Genomic DNA, 15923 nt, shown 5'->3' with positions numbered 1-15923 from the left:
GGGAGGTGGTCAGGCGCGTCCGGGCCCGGTGCGGTGGTCGTCCTTGCGCAGCGGGTCGTCGTCGCGGTGCCCGCCGTGGCCGCCGTGCATGTCCTGGCCGTGCATGCCGCGCATCATGAAGAACATCATCAGCGGGCAGGCGGCGACGAGGCCGAGCCAGATCAGGGTTTCCAGGGGGACGCCGATGATCAGGGCGCCGACGACGACGATCGCGGCGGCGAGCGCGTACATGCCGCGGTTGCGGTTGTCGTTCATCACGAGCCTCCTTCGGTGGAGGGCCGGGCCGCGGCCGGGGCGGCCGAGTCCCGGATCTTGGTGGGAGCGGGCTCCGCGACGGAGACGATCAACGCCCGGAGGACTCCCTGGTGACTTCTTGCCTTCACGGCCATCGTCCTCCCGGGCGGGACGGCGGTCTGGGGCCGGACGGTCCAGGGCCGGTGGGCCGTTCAGCCCCTACCCGGCAGGGGTACCCGGGCGCAGGCTGGAGGGTGATCCGCCAAGGGAGGCGAGAAGCCATGAGTGCCGTCGATGTCGTCGTGGTCCTGGTGTCCGCCGCGCTGGTCGGAGCGCTGGCCTGGTACTTCTTCGGCCCGCGCCGGGCCGGTGCCGCCCGCCTGGAGGGCGGGGTGCAGCGGCTGGAGGTCACCGTGCGGGGCGGTTACAGCCCCGATGTGATCAAGGTTCGCCAGGGCATGCCGGTGGAGCTGGTCTTCGACCGGCAGGAGGCCGGCGAGTGCACCTCGCGGGTGGTCTTCCCGGAGCTCGGGGTCGGCGCGGGGCTACCCGCGCACACCCGCACCACCGTGCGGCTCGCCCCTGACCGGCCGGGGTCCTTCGGCTTCGCCTGCGGCATGAACATGATCCACGGCACGCTGCTGGTCGAGCCCGCGGAAGGCTCCGAACCGCCCGCGGCGGACGGCCGTACCGCCGAAGCGGCGCCTGTCGAGGCCGATGGGACGGCCGCCGACGCGGAGGCCGCGGACGCCGCCGAGCGGCAGGCTGAGATCCAGGACCTCACCCGCAGGGTCGTCGTGGGCACGGTGCTGACCGCGCCGGTGCTGTTCGCGGTGATGGCGCACGAGGTCTTCGGCGCGGACTGGGTGCCCGGCTGGATGCTGAACCACTGGCTGCAGCTGGCCCTGATCACTCCGGTGATGCTCTACACCGGCCGCCCCATCCACGTGACGGGCTGGCTGACCCTGCGCCACCGGGCCGCCGACATGAACTCCCTGATCACCCTGGGCACTTCGGCGGCCTACGGCTACAGCCTGCTGGTCACCCTGGCGCCCCGGCTGCTCCCCGAGGACGTGCGCGAGGTCTATTTCGAAGCCGTCGGCGTGATCCTGACCCTGATCCTGCTCGGACGGCTCCTCGAGGCGCGCGCCAAGGCCGGTACCGGCGAGGCGATCCGTGCCCTGCTGGGCCTGCAGGCCCGTACCGCACGGGTGATGCGCGACGGCGCCGAGACCGAGATCCCCGTGGAGGACGTCGTGGTCGGGGACGAGATCGTGATCCGGCCCGGAGAGAAGATCCCCGTCGACGCCGAGGTGCTCTCGGGTACGTCGGCCGTGGACGAGTCGATGGTCACCGGTGAGTCGATGCCCGTGACCAAGCACGGCGGCGACGAGGTCATCGGGGCCACCGTCAACGGCACCGGGTCCCTGCGGGTGCGGGCGGCCAAGGTCGGCGCGGACACGATGCTGGCCCAGATCGTCCGCCTGGTGCAGCAGGCCCAGGCGTCGAAGGCGCCGATCCAGCGGCTCGCCGACGCGGTGTCCGCGTACTTCGTACCGGCGGTCATCGCGATCGCGGTCGGCACGTTCGCGCTCTGGTACACGGTCGGGCCGTCCCCCGCGCTGACCCTCGCGTTGGTCTCCGCGGTCGCGGTGCTGATCATCGCCTGCCCCTGCGCGCTCGGACTCGCCACGCCGCTGTCCGTGATGGTGGGCACCGGCAAGGGCGCCCGGGCCGGGATCCTGATCCGTTCCGCCGAGGCGCTGGAGACCGCACACAAACTGGACACGGTGGTCCTGGACAAGACCGGCACCGTCACCGAGGGCAGGCCCGTCCTCACCGACGTCCACACGGCCGACGGGTTCGACGAGGCCGAGCTGCTGCGGCTGGCGGCCGCCGCCGAGGCCGACAGCGAGCATCCCCTCGCCCAGGCCGTCGTGACCGGCGTACGGGACCGGGGGTTGCGTCCGCCGACGGCGACCGGCTTCGACTCGGTCACCGGCAAGGGCGTGCGGGCCGGCGTCGGGGGGCGGGCGGTCCTGGTCGGCACGGCGCGGTTCCTCGGTGACGCCGGGATCGACAGCGCCGCGCTCGTCCCCGTGGCGACCGCCTTCTCGGGCGAGGGCAAGACCCCCGTGCTGGTGGCCGTGGACGGGCGGCCCGCCGGGGTGCTGGCGGTCGCCGACACCGTCAAGGCCGACTCCGCCGCCGCCATCGCGGCCCTGCGCCGCCTCGGCATCACGGTCGTGGTCCTCACCGGTGACAACGCCCGCACCGCCGCCGCCATCGCCGCGCAGGTCGGCGTGGAACGGGTACTGGCCGAGGTGCTGCCGGAGCACAAGGCCGACGAGATCCGCCGTCTGCAGGGCGAGGGCCGCACGGTCGGCATGGTCGGCGACGGCATCAACGACGCCCCCGCGCTGGCCGCAGCCGACGTCGGCCTCGCCATCGGCACCGGCACCGACGTGGCCATCGAGGCCGCCGACATCACCCTGATCTCCGGCTCGCTGTCCGGTGTCGTCACCGCGATCCGGCTGTCCCGGGCGACCATGCGCAACATCCGGCAGAACCTGTTCTTCGCCCTGGTCTACAACGCCGTCGGCATCCCGCTGGCCGCGGGCGCCCTCTACCCGCTGTGGGGCATCCGGCTCAGCCCGATCATCGCCGCCGCGGCCATGGCGCTCAGCTCCCTGTCGGTCGTCACCAACGCCTCCCGGCTGCGCCGCTGGAACGCCCCCGCGCTGCCCGATGCCCGGCCCGACCGGGTGCGGCCCCGGGTCGAGAGCGGCGCCGACCGGGCCGCCGCCCCCGAGCAGCACGCGGCTTCCACGGTGACGGACCCGGTGTGCGGCATGGAACTGGAGCCGGCGACCGCCGCCGCCCAGCGGCGGACCGAGCACGGCATCCACTACTTCTGCTCCACCCACTGCGCCGCCGCCTTCGACGCCGCCCCGGAGGGCCGCACAGCCCCCGCGACCGCCGTACCGCACAAGGGACATGAGGGAGGCGCATCCCGATGACCACCGCTCGCCACCGGGACCTGCGGGCGCCGGGTTACGCCGCCCACAAGGCCGACCACCTGACCCGTCTCAACAAGGTCGAGGGGCAGATACGCGGTATCTCCCGCATGGTCGCCGACGACCGCTACTGCATGGACGTCCTCACCCAGATCACCGCCGCCAGCCGCGCTCTGCAGGAGGTCGCCCTCGGTCTGCTCGACGATCACGTGCGCGGCTGCGTCACCGACGCCGCCCGCACCGATCCGGCCCGGACCGAGGAGAAGTTCGCGGAACTCACCGACACCCTGCGCCTCGCGCTGCGCCTGTAGCAGGCTCGGCGACAGGGCCTCGGCCACTACGACAGGGCCTCGGCCACTACGATTGAAGAGTTCTTCGATTGACCAGTTGCCGTGGCACCCAGGCGATCCGCAGCCCGGAGGTCGGAGTGAACGAAGTCGCCGAGGCGTTGCTGGCGCGGGTACGTGCGGCACGAGCCGGTCTTGCGACCGCGCGGGACGCCGCGGACGCGTACGCCGTCGCCGTGGCGGAGGACGAGCTGGACGACGCGGTGCGGCTGGCGCGGTGGCACGGGCTGGACGTCGAGGCGACCGGGTCCGGCGAGGAGTGATGCGGACAGAAGGCGGCCGCCTCCCGCGCCCGGAGCGCTGTCGGACTCCCGGGAGACGGCCGCCGGTCGAGGGCCGTCGTCACGACGGCGGCTTCGCCTCCCCCTGTGCGGCCTGGAGGTCGGCGAGGAGTTCGGCCTGTCCGGCCAGGACTCCGGACAGGATCGTGCGGGCCACCCGCAACAGCTCTGCCACATGCGGGCTGGTCAGCGAGTAGTACACGTTCGAGCCCTCCTTGCGGGTCACGACCAGGTTCGCCCGCCGCAACACGGCCAGCTGCTGGGACAGGTGCGCGGCTTCGATACCCACCTCGGGCAGCATCTCCGCGACCGCGTGCTCACGCTCGCTCAACAGCTCCAACACCCGGATACGCGCGGGATGACCGAGGGTTTTGAAGAACTCGGCCTTCAGCTGGTACAGCGGCATACTCACCGTGCCACCCCCGACCCCGCACACCGGCGCAGCCCCGTCCGCCGAGCCCCACCCCGTCGCATCCACCCACTCGTCAACACCATGCCGCCCATCCTCGCCTGCGGTGCTGTCAGGACCGAATCCGCACGGACGGCGAGGTCCCGCCGTCGCGCTGAGCCCCACCCGCTGCGACGGGTGGTCACTCGGCTGTCCTTTCACCGGCCGGCCAGCCCGTGGTGCGCCATTCATGGCGGCCCTCCGCCTTTTCCGTCCGCCCTGCGCTGTGCGCGGCGAGTGCGGCGGTCAGGTCCGGGTGCACCGGGACGGGCGGGCAGTCGCCGGCCGGGACGAGGGATCCGTCGGCCGGAATGGCGGCCAGTTCCAGACTGCGCCCGGCCTCCATGAGACGCCGGGCGGCCTCCGTGATGGCCAGCTGCCCCTCGGCCGACCAGCCGCGCAGCTCGGTCAGGTCGACGACGACCGGGCCGGTGCCGCGGGCCAGCGCCCAGCCGACCGCGCCGGAGAAGCGGCGGACGGCGTCGGGGCCGAGGAATCCGGCGACGGAGAGAACGCCGAGGTTCTCCTCGACGGTGTAGCGCCAGTCGATGGTCATGATGGTGAACTTCCTTGCTGTGCGGCCCTGTCGGTGTCGGATCTGTCGCTGCCGGATCGGTCGGTGTCAGAGGGGGAGGGTGATCCAGATGCTCTTGCCCGCCCCGTCGGAGTCCTCGCGGACAACCGCGGTACCGCCCAGATCGAGGGTGAGCTCCATGACGGTGGCCAGTCCGCCCGTCGGGTCGGCGAACGGTCCGTGCAGCCGGGGCAGACGGGGATGGCGGTCGTGCACGGCGATGGCCAGACAGTCCTCACCCGCCGCGTAGATCACCGTGACCTGCGGAGAGAGCTCGGCGGCGTGCCGGACGCTGTTGGTGACCAGCTCGCTGACGATCAGCAGGGCCGGGTCCACCGCGGGGTGGCGCAGCCCGATCCCCCACTCCACCAGTGCCTGTTCGGCGGTCTCACGGGCCGTGCGGACGGCGGACGGGTCGGTCGGCATGGTGAGGACATGCCGGTGGGGCAGGCCTGCCGACTGCGCGGCCATCATCCGCTTGCCTCGAGGGTTCTCATCGGACGGAGTCCTCATGGGAAGAAGCCCGGGTCTCGGAACCGGGGAGAGCGGACAGGACTCCGGCACGCTCCAGGTGGTGCCTGGCGCCGCGGATCGCGTCGGGTGTGGTCGCGTACTCCGCCACGACCGCGGTCGCCGGCCCTGCCTCCGCCCCGAGTCCGGAGGAGACGCCGAAGCCCAGTGCGAGCGGCAGTGCCACGACGGCGACGGTCAGGCCGGCCAGCAGGTCCCGGCGCGGGTCGCGCCGTGTCTGGGCCAGGTCCCGTACCGGGTGCAGCGGAACGGACATGGCGGCCCCCCTTCCCTCCGGGGGCCCCGCCCCGGTGGCAGACGCGTAAGGCTGTGCCCGCGGCTACCTGCGGGCACAGCGGATAGAGCATCTAACCAATTGCGAACTTTTGCAATTCGGCATCCCAGTACGACACCGACCACCGGTAGCGTGCAGGACGAGGCCGCGTCCGCGAAGGATGCCGGAAGCGCGACGACAGAACGGGAGCCGGCCGATGTCCGACCAGGAGTCCCTGCCCAGCGTGCTCTTCGTATGTGCGCGCAACGCCGGGCGGTCGCAGATCGCGGCGGCCCTGTTCGAGGACCTGGCCGACGGGCGGGCGACGGTACGCTCCGGCGGTCCGACGCCGGGCGAGCAGGTGAACCCCGTGGTCGTCCAGGCCATGGCCGAGATCGGCATCGGCCTCGCCGCGCGGACCCCGCGCCGGCTGACCGACTCCGACGTCCGGGGCAGTTCCGTGGTGGTGACCACCAGCGGGGCGGACGCGGTCGGCCCGCTTCCCGGTCAGCGGCACGAGGACTGGCCGGTGGAGGACGTGGCGGACAAGGACGTGGACGAGGTGCGGGTCATCCGCGACGACATCAGGTCCCGGGTCGAACGCCTCGCCGCGGACCTGCTGCCGCCCGTCAAGCCCGCGGACGCGTAGGGGGGTACGCCCGGTCGGGCGCACCCCCGCGCCGTCACCGGGAGTCGCTGACCTCCGTGTCCGTCAGGGCCGCCCGTCCCGCCTCCAGGCGGGCCGCCGGGATCCGGAACGGTGAGCAGGAGACGTAGTCCAGGCCTGCCCGGTGGAAGAAGTGGATCGATGCCGGGTCGCCGCCGTGTTCACCGCAGACTCCGGTCTCCAGGCCGGGGTTGACGGTGCGGCCGGCCGTCACGGCGAGCTCGACGAGCCGGCCGACGCCCTCCTGGTCGATCGTCTCGAACGGCGATGTCTCGAAGACACCCTTCTCCAGGTAGAGCGGGAAGAAGGACGCTTCGGCGTCGTCGCGGGACAGGCCCCAGGTGGTCTGGGTGAGGTCGTTGGTGCCGAAGGAGAAGAAGTCGGCGGCCTCGGCGATCCGGCCGGCGGTGAGGGCGGCGCGCGGCAGTTCGATCATCGTGCCGATGGGCAGGTCGAGCCGTGTGCCGGTCTCGGTCGCGACCTCGGTGAGGACCCGCTCGGTCTCCGCCCGGGCCAGACGCAGTTCCTCGGCCGTGCCGACCAGCGGGATCATGATCTCGGCGCGCGGGCTGCCGCCGTCACGCAGACGTGCCGTCACGGCTTCGGCCACCGCCCGCACCTGCATGGCCATCAGGCCCGGCACGGCGAGGCCGAGTCGGACGCCGCGCAGGCCGAGCATCGGGTTCTGCTCGTGCATGCGCTCGACGGCCGCGAGGAGCGAACGGTCGTGCGGGTCCGGGTGCACCGCGGAGGCCAGACGGACAGCGAGTTCCGTGCGGTCGGGGAGGAACTCGTGCAGCGGCGGGTCGAGGAGACGGATCGTCACGGGAAGGCCGTCCATCGCCTTCAGGATTCCGGTGAAGTCCTCGCGCTGCAGCGGCAGCAGGGCGGCCAGCGCCTGTTCGCGTGCGGTGTCGTCGCGGGCCAGGATCATCGCCTCGACCAGGGCGCGGCGTTCGCCGAGGAACATGTGCTCGGTTCGGCACAGGCCGATGCCCTGCGCGCCGAGGGCACGCGCGCGTGCGGCGTCCTCGGGTGTGTCGGCGTTCGCCCGGACCTCGAGGCGGCGTACGGAGTCGGCGTGGGCGAGGACCCCGAGGACCGCCTCGGTGACCGGGCCGGTGGCCGTCGCGGTCTCCAGTGCGCGGCCGACGTCGGACGCGGTGAGCGGAAGGGCGCCCAGGTGCACGGTGCCTGCGGTGCCGTCGACGGAGACGGTCTCGCCCTCTTCCACGACGACGCCGGACTCGGTGGTGAAGCGGCGGGCGACCGGGTCGACGGTGAGGGTCTCGGCGCCGCACACGCACACCTTGCCCATGCCGCGGGCCACGACGGCCGCGTGGCTGGTCTTGCCGCCCCGGCTGGTGAGGACCGCCTCAGCGGCGATCATGCCGGGGAGGTCGTCGGGGGTGGTCTCCCGGCGGACCAGGACCGTCTTCTCGCCCGCGGCGGCCCGTCGCACGGCCTCGGCGGAGTCGAAGACCACCGCGCCGACCGCCGCGCCCGGGGATGCGGGCACGCCGTGGGCGAGGGGGATGTCGGAGGAGGCCGCCTCGAAACGGGGGAACATCAGGCGGGTCAGCTCGGTCCCGTCGACGCGGACCAGGGCCTCGTCGGCGCTGATGGTGCCGTCGCCGCGCAGGTCGTGGGCGATGCGGAAGGCGGCCTCGGCGGTGCGCTTGCCGACGCGGGTCTGCAGGATCCACAGCCGTCCGCGTTCGACGGTGAACTCGACGTCGCACAGGTCGCGGTAGTGGGCCTCCAGGGTGTGCAGGTGGTCGCCGAGTTCGACGTACGCGCGCGGGTCCAGGGTCCTGAGTTCGCTCAGCGGGAGCGCGTCGCGCACGCCCGCGACCACGTCCTCGCCCTGCGCGTCGGGGAGGTAGTCGCCGTACCTGCCGCGTTCGCCGGTGGCGGGGTCGCGGGTGAAGGCGACCCCGGTGCCGGAGTCGTCGCCGAGGTTGCCGAAGACCATCGCCTGGACGTTGACGGCGGTGCCGAGGTCCTCGGGGATGTGTTCGCGCCGCCGGTAGACGCGGGCGCGTTCGGTGTTCCAGGAGTCGAAGACCGCACGGATGGCCCGGGAGAGCTGTTCGGCGGGGTCCTGGGGGAAGTCCTCGCCGGTCTCCTTGCGGATGATGGTCTTGAACTCCTCGGTGAGCCCGGCGAGATCGCCGACGTCGAGGTCCTGGTCGTTCGTGTGCCGGGCGGCGATGGCCTGCTCGAACAGGTCCGCGTCGACGCCCATCACGGTCCGGCCGAACATCTGGATGAGCCGCCGGTAGGAGTCCCAGGCGAAGCGCTCCTGCCCGGAGGCCTTCGCCAGCCCGGTGACGGACCGGTCGTTGAGGCCGATGTCGAGGATGGTCTCCATCATGCCGGGCATGGAGAAACGGGCGCCCGAGCGCACGGACACCAGCAGCGGGTCGTCGGGGGCGCCGAGGGTGCGGCCCATGGCGCTCTCCAGTCCGGCGAGGGCGCGGGCCGCCTCGACGCCGAGCTCGGGAGGTTCCTCGCCCGTGGCCAGATACACCTTGCAGGCCTCGGTGGTGACGGTGAATCCCGGCGGGACGGGCAGGCCGAGCCTGGTCATCTCGGCCAGGCCCGCCCCCTTTCCGCCGAGGAGGGCGGCCATGTCCCGGCTGCCCTCGGCGAACGTGTACACGTACTTGACCGGCGTGCTCATCAGGGCTCGGCCTCTCATGTATGGGGGACGACGGCCACGGGGCAGCCGACGTGATGGATGGCGGCGTGGGCGACGGGGCCGGTGCGCGGACCGGCGGGCCGGTCGGTCATACGGCGCCCGACGACGAGGAGGCCGGCGCCGGAGGCCGCGCGGACCAGCACGGACTGCGGGCGGCCCTCGGTCACCGTCTCGACGACCTCGACGCCGGGGTACTTGTCGCGCCACACCTGCAGGACGGCGGTCATGAAGCCCAGCCACTCCTGCGCGCGCTGCGGTTCCTCGACGAGTCCGATCTCGCCGGGGCCGAGGGTGAGCGGGGACGGTGACTGCCAGGCGTGGACGGCCCTGAGGCGGGCGCGGCGCGTGCGGGCCGCCTCGAAGGCGAACTCGATCACCTCGTCGCAGGGGTCGCCCAGGTCGAGGCCGAGCACCACGTCGCGGTAGCCGGTGCGGGTGGACTCGCTGCCGTCGTCGGCCGGCAGATGTTCGTCGGCGGCCTTCTCACCCGCCCGGACCAGGACGACCGGGCGTTCCGCACGCGCCACCACGCCCAGGGCGACCGACCCGACCAGGAACCCGGTGAAGCCGCTGAGGCCGCGCGAGCCCAGGACCAGTACATCGGCCCGGTCCGCCATCCTCAGCAGGGCCGCGGTCGCGGGGCCTTCGACCTGCTCGTCGTCGACGACGACGTTCGGGCAGGCGCGGCGGATGCGGTCCTCGGCCTGCCGCAGAGCACGCCGGGCCAGGTGCCGCTGGGCGGCGCCGGCCGACTCGCCGTCCTGGCGAGGATGCCAGTTCCAGACGTGCACCAGATGCAGGGGCCGCTCACGGCGGACCGCCTCGCGGGCGGCCCACTCGGCGGCGGCGAGGCTCTCGTCCGATCCGTCGACTCCGGCGATGACGGGGTGAAGCATGGTGCGCACCTCCCACGGTCGGTCTGCTCCTGGGACCAGCGTCCCGCCGGGCGCTGCCTGCCGGTATGGGCCGCCAGGTCTCGGGCCGGGGCCGTTCGGCCCCTGCGCGTCCCACGGGGCAACCGGCCAGGGTGGGGGTTCCACGTACGGAAGGCAGTGCGTCATGGAACGAGTGATCATCGCCGGCGTCGACCGGTCGGCCCGCAGTCGTGCCGCGGCCGACTGGGCCGCACGCGAGGCACTGCTGCGCGGACTGCCCCTGCGGGTGGTCCATGTCCCGCCGTCGAGCCGTCCGGACCCGGCGGACCAGTGGCCGTACCGGCCGGAGACGGTGGCGGACCGTGCGGTCTCCGAACTCACCGGTCGCCACCGGGTGCTGGCCGTCCGGGGCGTCACCCTGAGCGGCTCTTCCGCCGCCGTTCTGCGGGCATGGGCCGAGCAGGCGGAGCTGCTCGTGCTCGGCCTGCGCGGCGAGGGCGGTCACGCCGGGGTCGCCGTGGGTTCGACCGCCGCGGCTCTGGCGGCCGGGTGCGCCCGCCCGGTGGTGCTGGTGCCCGGTACCTTCGCAGGGCGCTGGCAGCCGGGGCGCGCCGACGGCGTGGTGCTGGGGATCGATGCCCGTGATCCGGCCGACGGTCCGATCGGCTTCGCGTTCGAGGCGGCCCGGCTGCACGGCGTGCGCCTGCACGCGGTGCACTGCTGGACGTTTCCCGCGCAGGCGGCCCGCTCCCCCTTCCCGGTGCTCGAGGAGGACCGCGCCACCTGGGAGGACGACGAGGTGCAGGCGCTGTCCGACGCGCTGCGGCCCTGGCTCGGCAAGTACCCCGACGTCGAGGTCCTTCAGGACGTCCGGCTGCTCGCCCCGGCCGAGGCGCTGGCCCATGCGTCCGGCAACGCCGATCTGGTGGTGACCGGACAGGGCGCCACGGCGCTCGCGCTGCTGCGGCACGCCCAGTGCCCGGTGGCGGTCGTACCGGCGTAGCACCGGTCGGCCCTGTGGATGGGGTCCTTCGGCCCCTGGGTGCCACCGGGGGCCGCGACTCACCTTAGGAGTCATGAAGAGCCGCGGTCGTATCGCCGTGATCGGCGTCGGGAACGAGTTCCGGCGCGACGACGGCGTGGGCTGGGCCGTGCTGGACCGGCTGCGTGAGCGGCCGCTGCCTCCCGAGGCCGAGCTCGCCACCTGCGACGGCGACCCGGGACGGCTGATCGGCCTGTGGGCGGGTGCCCGGCTCGCCGTGGTGGTGGACGCGGCCCACGCCCACCCGGGCACCCCCGGCCGTGTGCACCGTCTCGAACTCGACGCCGGGCTCCTCGGCCGGTCCTCGGCCACCAGCTCGCACGGGCTGGGTCTCGGCGAGGCCGTCGAACTGGCCCGGGTGCTGGACCTGTTGCCGGACCACCTGGTGGTCTACGCCGTGGAGGGCGCCGACAGCGCGCTCGGCACCGGCCTCTCCCCCGCCGTCGCGGACGCCGTGGCACCCCTGGTGGCGGCCGTCGAGGCCGAGATCGCGGGGAGGCCGGCATGACCGCGCGCCGCTTCCATGTGGAGGGCATCGTGCAGGGCGTCGGCTTCCGGCCGTTCGTCTACCGCACGGCATCGGCGCTCGGCCTGGACGGCTGGGTGGCCAACGTCAACGGCCATGTCGAGGGCGAGGTCGCCGGACCGCCCCGGGCGATCGAGGAGTTCGCCACCCGGCTGCACACCGACGCGCCGGCCCTCGCCCGGGTGCGCCGGGTCCGTATGACGGGCGACGCGCGGCCGCCGGCGTACGGCCACGGTTTCGAGGTCCGGCTCAGCGCCGCCGGCCCGACGGGGACGGGGCCGCGCGAGATCCCGCCCGACGCCGCGATCTGTGCCGCCTGTCTGCACGAGCTCCGTGACCCACGGGATCGCCGGTACCGCTACCCCTTCATCAACTGCACCGACTGCGGGCCGCGCGCCACGATCATCGAGGACCTCCCCTACGACCGGATCCGCACCACCATGCGCCGCTTCCCGCTGTGCGAGCGCTGCGCCGCCGAGTACGCCGACCCCGGCGACCGGCGCTTCCACGCCGAACCCGTCGCCTGTCCCGACTGCGGGCCGCGGCTGGCGTGGCAGGAGCTACGGGGCGAGGACGCGCTGCGGGCCGCGGTCAAGACCGTCGACGAGGGCGGGATCGTCGCGTTGAAGGGGCTCGGCGGCTATCAACTGGTCTGCGACGCGCGCGACCCCGCGGCCGTGGCACGGCTGCGGCGGCGCAAGCGGCGTCCGGTGAAACCGTTCGCCGTCATGGTCCGGGATCTCGACGCCGCGGCCCGGCTGGCACGTGTCGGCGCCACCGAACGCGAGGTCCTTTCCGCCCCGGAGCGGCCCGTGGTGCTGCTCGCCCGGCTGCGACGGCACGGCACGCCGGCTCCGCTCGCGCCCGAGGTGCATCCCGGCCTGACGCGGGTCGGGCTGTTCCTGCCCACCACCGGCCTGCACCATCTCCTCCTCGACGAGCTGGACCGGCCGCTCGTGGTCACCAGCGGCAACCTCAGCGACGAGCCCATCGCCGTCGACGACACCGAGGCGGCCCATGCCCTCGCCGCGGTCGCCGACGGGTTCCTCACCCACAACCGGCCGATCCGGTCCCGGTACGACGACTCCGTCGTACAGATCACCGGCCGTACCCGTGTCACCGTCCGACGGGCCCGCGGGCTGGCCCCGGCCCCGCTGCCCCTGTGCGTGCGGGAGCCGGTCGCGGGGGTCGGCGCCCAGCTGAAGCACACCGTCACCCTGGCCGCCGACGGCCGGGCCCACCTCGGGCCGCACACGGGAGACCTGTCCGACCTTCCGGCCTACGACGCGTTCGTGGCGTCGTACGACCACCTCAGGCGGCTCACCGGTATCGAACCCGCGGTCCTCGCCCACGACCTGCATCCCGGATATCTCTCCACGCAGTGGGCCCAGGCGCAGCCGCTGCGCCGGATCCCGGTGCAGCACCACCACGCGCACGTGGCCGCCTGCGCCGCCGAGCACGGTGTGCGCGGCCGTTTCCTCGGCGTCGCCTACGACGGACTGGGCCTGGGCGACGACGGGACGTTGTGGGGCGGCGAGATCCTCGTCGCCGACCTGTCCGGCTACCGGCGCGTGGGCAGGTTCGCGACCGCGCCCCTGCCCGGCGGCGACGCAGCGGTACGCCATCCGTCCCGCACCGCCCTCGGTCATCTGCTCGGCGGCGAGACACTCGGCTTCCCGCGCCCCTACCCCTGGCTCACCCGGCCCTTCACCGACCGGCTCGACCCGGCCGAACGCGCCACCGTGAGCGCCATGATCGCCCGGAACGTCAACTGTCCCCGGGCATCCAGCGCCGGACGGCTCTTCGACACGGTGGCCGCCCTCCTCGGCCTGTGCGACCGGGCCAGTTACGAGGGTGAGGCTGCCGTCCTGCTCGAAGCGCTGGCGGGCGACGAGCACGCGGTGCCTCTCGCCCACCGTGTCGTACGGGCGCAGGGCCTGTGGGTGTACGACCCGGCGCCGACGCTGGCGGCACTACTGGAACGGCGGCTCGACGGGGAGCCCGCCGCCGGGCTCGCGGCGGCCTTCCATCTCACGCTCGCGAACGTGACCGCGGAGCTCGTCGCACGGGCCGTGGCCGAGGGCGCGCCGCGCACGGTGTGCCTGGGCGGCGGCTGCTTCGTGAACCGGCGGCTGCTGACCGAGGTGAAGCGCCGGCTGCACGCGCAGGGACTGCGGGTGCTGGTCGGCGGTCAGGTACCGGTCGGGGACGGCGGCATCAGCTACGGGCAGGCGGCGGTCGCGGCGGCGCGGCTGGCCGGGGAGAGGTGAGGCGGATGTGCCTGGGGATTCCGGGGCGGGTCGTGGAGATGCACGACGACGCCGGACTGCGGATGGCGACGGTCGACTTCGGAGGTGTGCGGCGTGAGGTGTGCCTGAGTTGCACTCCTGAGGCGGAGGTCGGGTCGTACGTCATCGTGCATGTCGGGTTCGCCATCAGTCAGGTCGACGAGGAAGAGGCCCGGCGGACGCTCGAGGTGCTGCGGGCGATGGCCGGTGTCGTCGAGGCGGAGCTGAACGCAGGATCCGCTCGGCAGGCTCAGGGGTAGAGGCCGGCCCGGAAGGTGAACGAGACGAGCTGCGCCCGATCACGTGCGCCGACCTTCGTCATGGCCCGCACCGCATGCGTCTTCACGGTGAACGGCGACACGGACATCTGGGCCGCGATCTCGTCGTTGCCGAGACCGCTCGCGACGAGAACGACCACGTCCCGTTCCCTGGGTGTCAGAGCATCGAAGCGGCGCAGCAGTTCCTGGTCGATCACCGGAGGCGGACTGTCGGTCATGTGACCGATGAGCGCGGCCGTCGCGGCGGCCGACAGCGCACCGCCACCGCCGACGACCTCGGTGATTCCGGCGACGAGTTCAGCGGGGCTCACGGTCTTGCTCAGGAAACCGTTGGCGCCCGCGCGAAGAGCGGCGAGAACGATGTCGTCCTGGTCGAAGGTGGTCAGCACGATCACCCGCATCTTTTCGGGCGGGTGCTCCTTGCGGATCCGGCGGGTGGCCTCGACGCCGTCGATGCCGGGCATCCGGATATCCATCAGGACCAGGTCGACGGGGTGCTCCCGGAGGAAGGGCACGGCCTGGAGTCCGTCGGAGAGATCCCCCGCCACCACGAGACTCGGGTCGAGCCGGAGCATCGCCTTGATGCCCGCCCTGATCTCGTCCTGGTCGTCGACGATCAGAATCCGTGTCGTCATACGGCGGCTCCCAGCGGGCTGAACTCTGCACGGACCCGGAATCGCCCGTCATCACTGTCGATCGTCAGCCGCCCGTTGGAGGACTCGACGCGTTCGCGCATCCCCACGAGCCCGAGTCCGCTGCCCGAGTCGGAGCCGCGCAGGGAGTGACCGACGCGGTTCTCCACGGTGAGGCAGATCCTGCCGTCACGCTCGCGCACATCCACCGTTGCCGTCCCCTCTCCATGCCGGTAGGCATTCGTGAGTGCTTCCTGGACGACGCGGTAGACCGTCACGCCGACGCTGGGCTCCACGAAACCGGCGGGGATGTCGATCGAGGGCCGGATGTCGAGGCCGATGCTTTCGAACGAGGCGACAAGGCCCTCCAGGCCACTGAGTGACGGGGTCGGACGGAGCGCCTCGTCGCCGGAGCTGTCGTCTCCGAGGCGGAGGAGCGCGAGGATGCGTTGCGTTTCGACGACGACGGTGCGGGCGCTGGACCTGGCCGAGACAAGGGCCTGCCGGGAGGACTCGGCGTCTTCGGGCAGCCCGATCTCCGCGGCACCGAGATGCAGGCTCAGCATCGCGACCTGGTGGCCGATGACGTCGTGGAGGTCCCGGGCGATACGGAGTCGTTCCTCGGTCACCCGTCGGGTGGCTTCGATCTCGCGGGTGGCGATGGCACTCTCGGCCCGTTCCTCCAGAGTGCGCCAGTGCTCCCGATGGATGCGCAGCGCTGCCCCTGTCGCACCTCCGGCCATGGCCGAGAAGAGTGCGGCGGCTCCCACGACGGCGCCGCCGCGGAAGCCTCCCACCGTCATGAACGCCCCGAGGAAGAAGGCCGCCACTATGCCGGTTCCGGCCAACGGCTGCTTTCCCCTGAGGGTGACCGAGAACAGCACGAGCACCGCCATCATCCACACCGACAGAGGATCGTGGCCCACCGCTGTGACGGCGAAGGACGCCGCGCTCGCCACGACCAGTCCTGTCCACGGCCGCCACCATGAGAGGGCGACACCGCCGCCGGCGAGGAGCACGGAGAGGGCCGTCGGCCAGTCCGCCCCTCTCAGGATCGCTGCGACGATCTGACCGGTGAACACCAGCGCGGCCGCCGCGTAGGCGACGAGGTGCAGCGCCTCGGGGCGGCGGACCCACAGGGGTGCCACAGGCCCGTCCTGATCTCTGTGCGCCTTGACCATGGCCTCATTCTCGTTCCCGTTCGCTGCGGCCATGTACTTCGTTCG

Annotated in this window: 17 protein-coding genes and 1 pseudogene; 8 read left to right on the top strand and 10 right to left on the bottom strand. The window is 72.9% G+C overall.

The genetic code is table 11. The features are described from left to right. Window positions 1-9 precede the first annotated feature (9 nt). Together PH203_RS39320 and PH203_RS39315 are read right to left on the bottom strand one after the other, a co-directional pair. The gene (locus tag PH203_RS39320) at window positions 10-255 is read right to left on the bottom strand and encodes a DUF2933 domain-containing protein (protein ID WP_289926629.1); all 246 of its coding nucleotides are present in this window, start codon (window positions 253-255) and stop codon (window positions 10-12) included. Beyond that, the gene (locus PH203_RS39315) at window positions 255-383 is read right to left on the bottom strand and encodes a hypothetical protein (protein ID WP_289926628.1); all 129 of its coding nucleotides are present in this window, start codon (window positions 381-383) and stop codon (window positions 255-257) included. Before PH203_RS39315 ends, PH203_RS39320 begins: the two co-directional genes overlap by 1 nt. A gap of 132 nt (window positions 384-515) precedes the next feature. On the opposite strand from PH203_RS39315, the gene PH203_RS39310 reads away from it, so the two are divergent. The 3 genes from PH203_RS39310 (at window position 516) to PH203_RS39300 (ending at window position 3861) form a co-directional block, all read left to right on the top strand. Beyond that, on the top strand, window positions 516-3254 hold the full coding sequence (locus PH203_RS39310) for a heavy metal translocating P-type ATPase (protein WP_289926626.1): 2739 nt from the start codon (window positions 516-518) through the stop codon (window positions 3252-3254). Beyond that, window positions 3251-3562, top strand: a complete 312-nt coding sequence (locus PH203_RS39305; protein ID WP_289926625.1) for a metal-sensitive transcriptional regulator — start codon at window positions 3251-3253, stop codon at window positions 3560-3562. The genes PH203_RS39310 and PH203_RS39305 overlap by 4 nt, the downstream gene beginning before the upstream one ends. A gap of 68 nt (window positions 3563-3630) precedes the next feature. After that, on the top strand, window positions 3631-3861 hold the full coding sequence (locus PH203_RS39300) for a hypothetical protein (RefSeq protein WP_289926624.1): 231 nt from the start codon (window positions 3631-3633) through the stop codon (window positions 3859-3861). Window positions 3862-3940: 79 nt separating this feature from the next. Here PH203_RS39300 and PH203_RS39295 read toward each other — a convergent pair whose 3' ends face one another. From PH203_RS39295 to PH203_RS49785, 4 genes and pseudogenes are all read right to left on the bottom strand, one after another. Then, on the bottom strand, window positions 3941-4291 hold the full coding sequence (locus PH203_RS39295) for a metalloregulator ArsR/SmtB family transcription factor (RefSeq protein WP_289926622.1): 351 nt from the start codon (window positions 4289-4291) through the stop codon (window positions 3941-3943). A 178-nt stretch (window positions 4292-4469) separates the two neighbouring features. Further along, the gene (locus tag PH203_RS39290) at window positions 4470-4883 is read right to left on the bottom strand and encodes an anti-sigma factor antagonist (RefSeq protein WP_289926621.1); all 414 of its coding nucleotides are present in this window, start codon (window positions 4881-4883) and stop codon (window positions 4470-4472) included. 66 nt (window positions 4884-4949) lie between these two features. Then, on the bottom strand, window positions 4950-5372 hold the full coding sequence (locus PH203_RS39285; protein WP_289926828.1) for an ATP-binding protein: 423 nt from the start codon (window positions 5370-5372) through the stop codon (window positions 4950-4952). A 148-nt stretch (window positions 5373-5520) separates the two neighbouring features. Further along, window positions 5521-5688, bottom strand: a pseudogene (locus PH203_RS49785) (SulP family inorganic anion transporter); the annotation flags it as partial. Window positions 5689-5902: 214 nt separating this feature from the next. Here PH203_RS49785 and PH203_RS39275 point away from each other — a divergent pair. Then, on the top strand, window positions 5903-6334 hold the full coding sequence (locus PH203_RS39275; RefSeq protein ID WP_289926614.1) for a hypothetical protein: 432 nt from the start codon (window positions 5903-5905) through the stop codon (window positions 6332-6334). Window positions 6335-6368: 34 nt separating this feature from the next. Here the strand turns inward: PH203_RS39275 and ppdK are convergent, their stop codons facing one another. After that, on the bottom strand, window positions 6369-9038 hold the full coding sequence (gene ppdK, locus PH203_RS39270) for a pyruvate, phosphate dikinase (protein ID WP_289926612.1): 2670 nt from the start codon (window positions 9036-9038) through the stop codon (window positions 6369-6371). A 14-nt stretch (window positions 9039-9052) separates the two neighbouring features. Next, the gene (locus tag PH203_RS39265; RefSeq protein WP_289926610.1) at window positions 9053-9952 is read right to left on the bottom strand and encodes a universal stress protein; all 900 of its coding nucleotides are present in this window, start codon (window positions 9950-9952) and stop codon (window positions 9053-9055) included. 163 nt (window positions 9953-10115) lie between these two features. On the opposite strand from PH203_RS39265, the gene PH203_RS39260 reads away from it, so the two are divergent. The 4 genes from PH203_RS39260 (at window position 10116) to PH203_RS39245 (ending at window position 14047) form a co-directional block, all read left to right on the top strand. Further along, window positions 10116-10934: a universal stress protein gene (locus PH203_RS39260; protein WP_289926609.1), complete on the top strand. Its 819-nt coding sequence runs from the start codon at window positions 10116-10118 to the stop codon at window positions 10932-10934. 73 nt (window positions 10935-11007) lie between these two features. Next, on the top strand, window positions 11008-11481 hold the full coding sequence (locus PH203_RS39255; protein ID WP_289926607.1) for a hydrogenase maturation protease: 474 nt from the start codon (window positions 11008-11010) through the stop codon (window positions 11479-11481). Next, complete coding sequence (hypF, locus tag PH203_RS39250; RefSeq protein WP_289926606.1) at window positions 11478-13769, top strand: carbamoyltransferase HypF; 2292 nt, start codon at window positions 11478-11480, stop codon at window positions 13767-13769. Before PH203_RS39255 ends, hypF begins: the two co-directional genes overlap by 4 nt. 5 nt (window positions 13770-13774) lie before the next feature. Beyond that, a complete protein-coding gene (locus PH203_RS39245) occupies window positions 13775-14047 on the top strand; it encodes a HypC/HybG/HupF family hydrogenase formation chaperone (RefSeq protein WP_289926605.1) in 273 nt (90 codons plus the stop codon). Here the strand turns inward: PH203_RS39245 and PH203_RS39240 are convergent. Both PH203_RS39240 and PH203_RS39235 read right to left on the bottom strand, forming a co-directional pair. After that, window positions 14038-14700, bottom strand: coding sequence for a response regulator transcription factor (locus PH203_RS39240; RefSeq protein ID WP_289926604.1), 663 nt, complete (start codon window positions 14698-14700; stop codon window positions 14038-14040). The genes PH203_RS39245 and PH203_RS39240 overlap by 10 nt on opposite strands. After that, on the bottom strand, window positions 14697-15878 hold the full coding sequence (locus PH203_RS39235) for a histidine kinase (protein ID WP_289926603.1): 1182 nt from the start codon (window positions 15876-15878) through the stop codon (window positions 14697-14699). The genes PH203_RS39240 and PH203_RS39235 overlap by 4 nt, the downstream gene beginning before the upstream one ends. Window positions 15879-15923: the final 45 nt, after the last annotated feature.

Origin of the sequence: Streptomyces sp. S.PB5 (assembly GCF_030403745.1) — a bacterium.
In the GTDB taxonomy this organism is placed as follows: domain Bacteria; phylum Actinomycetota; class Actinomycetes; order Streptomycetales; family Streptomycetaceae; genus Streptomyces.
This window is presented reverse-complemented; position numbering and strand designations above follow the sequence as displayed.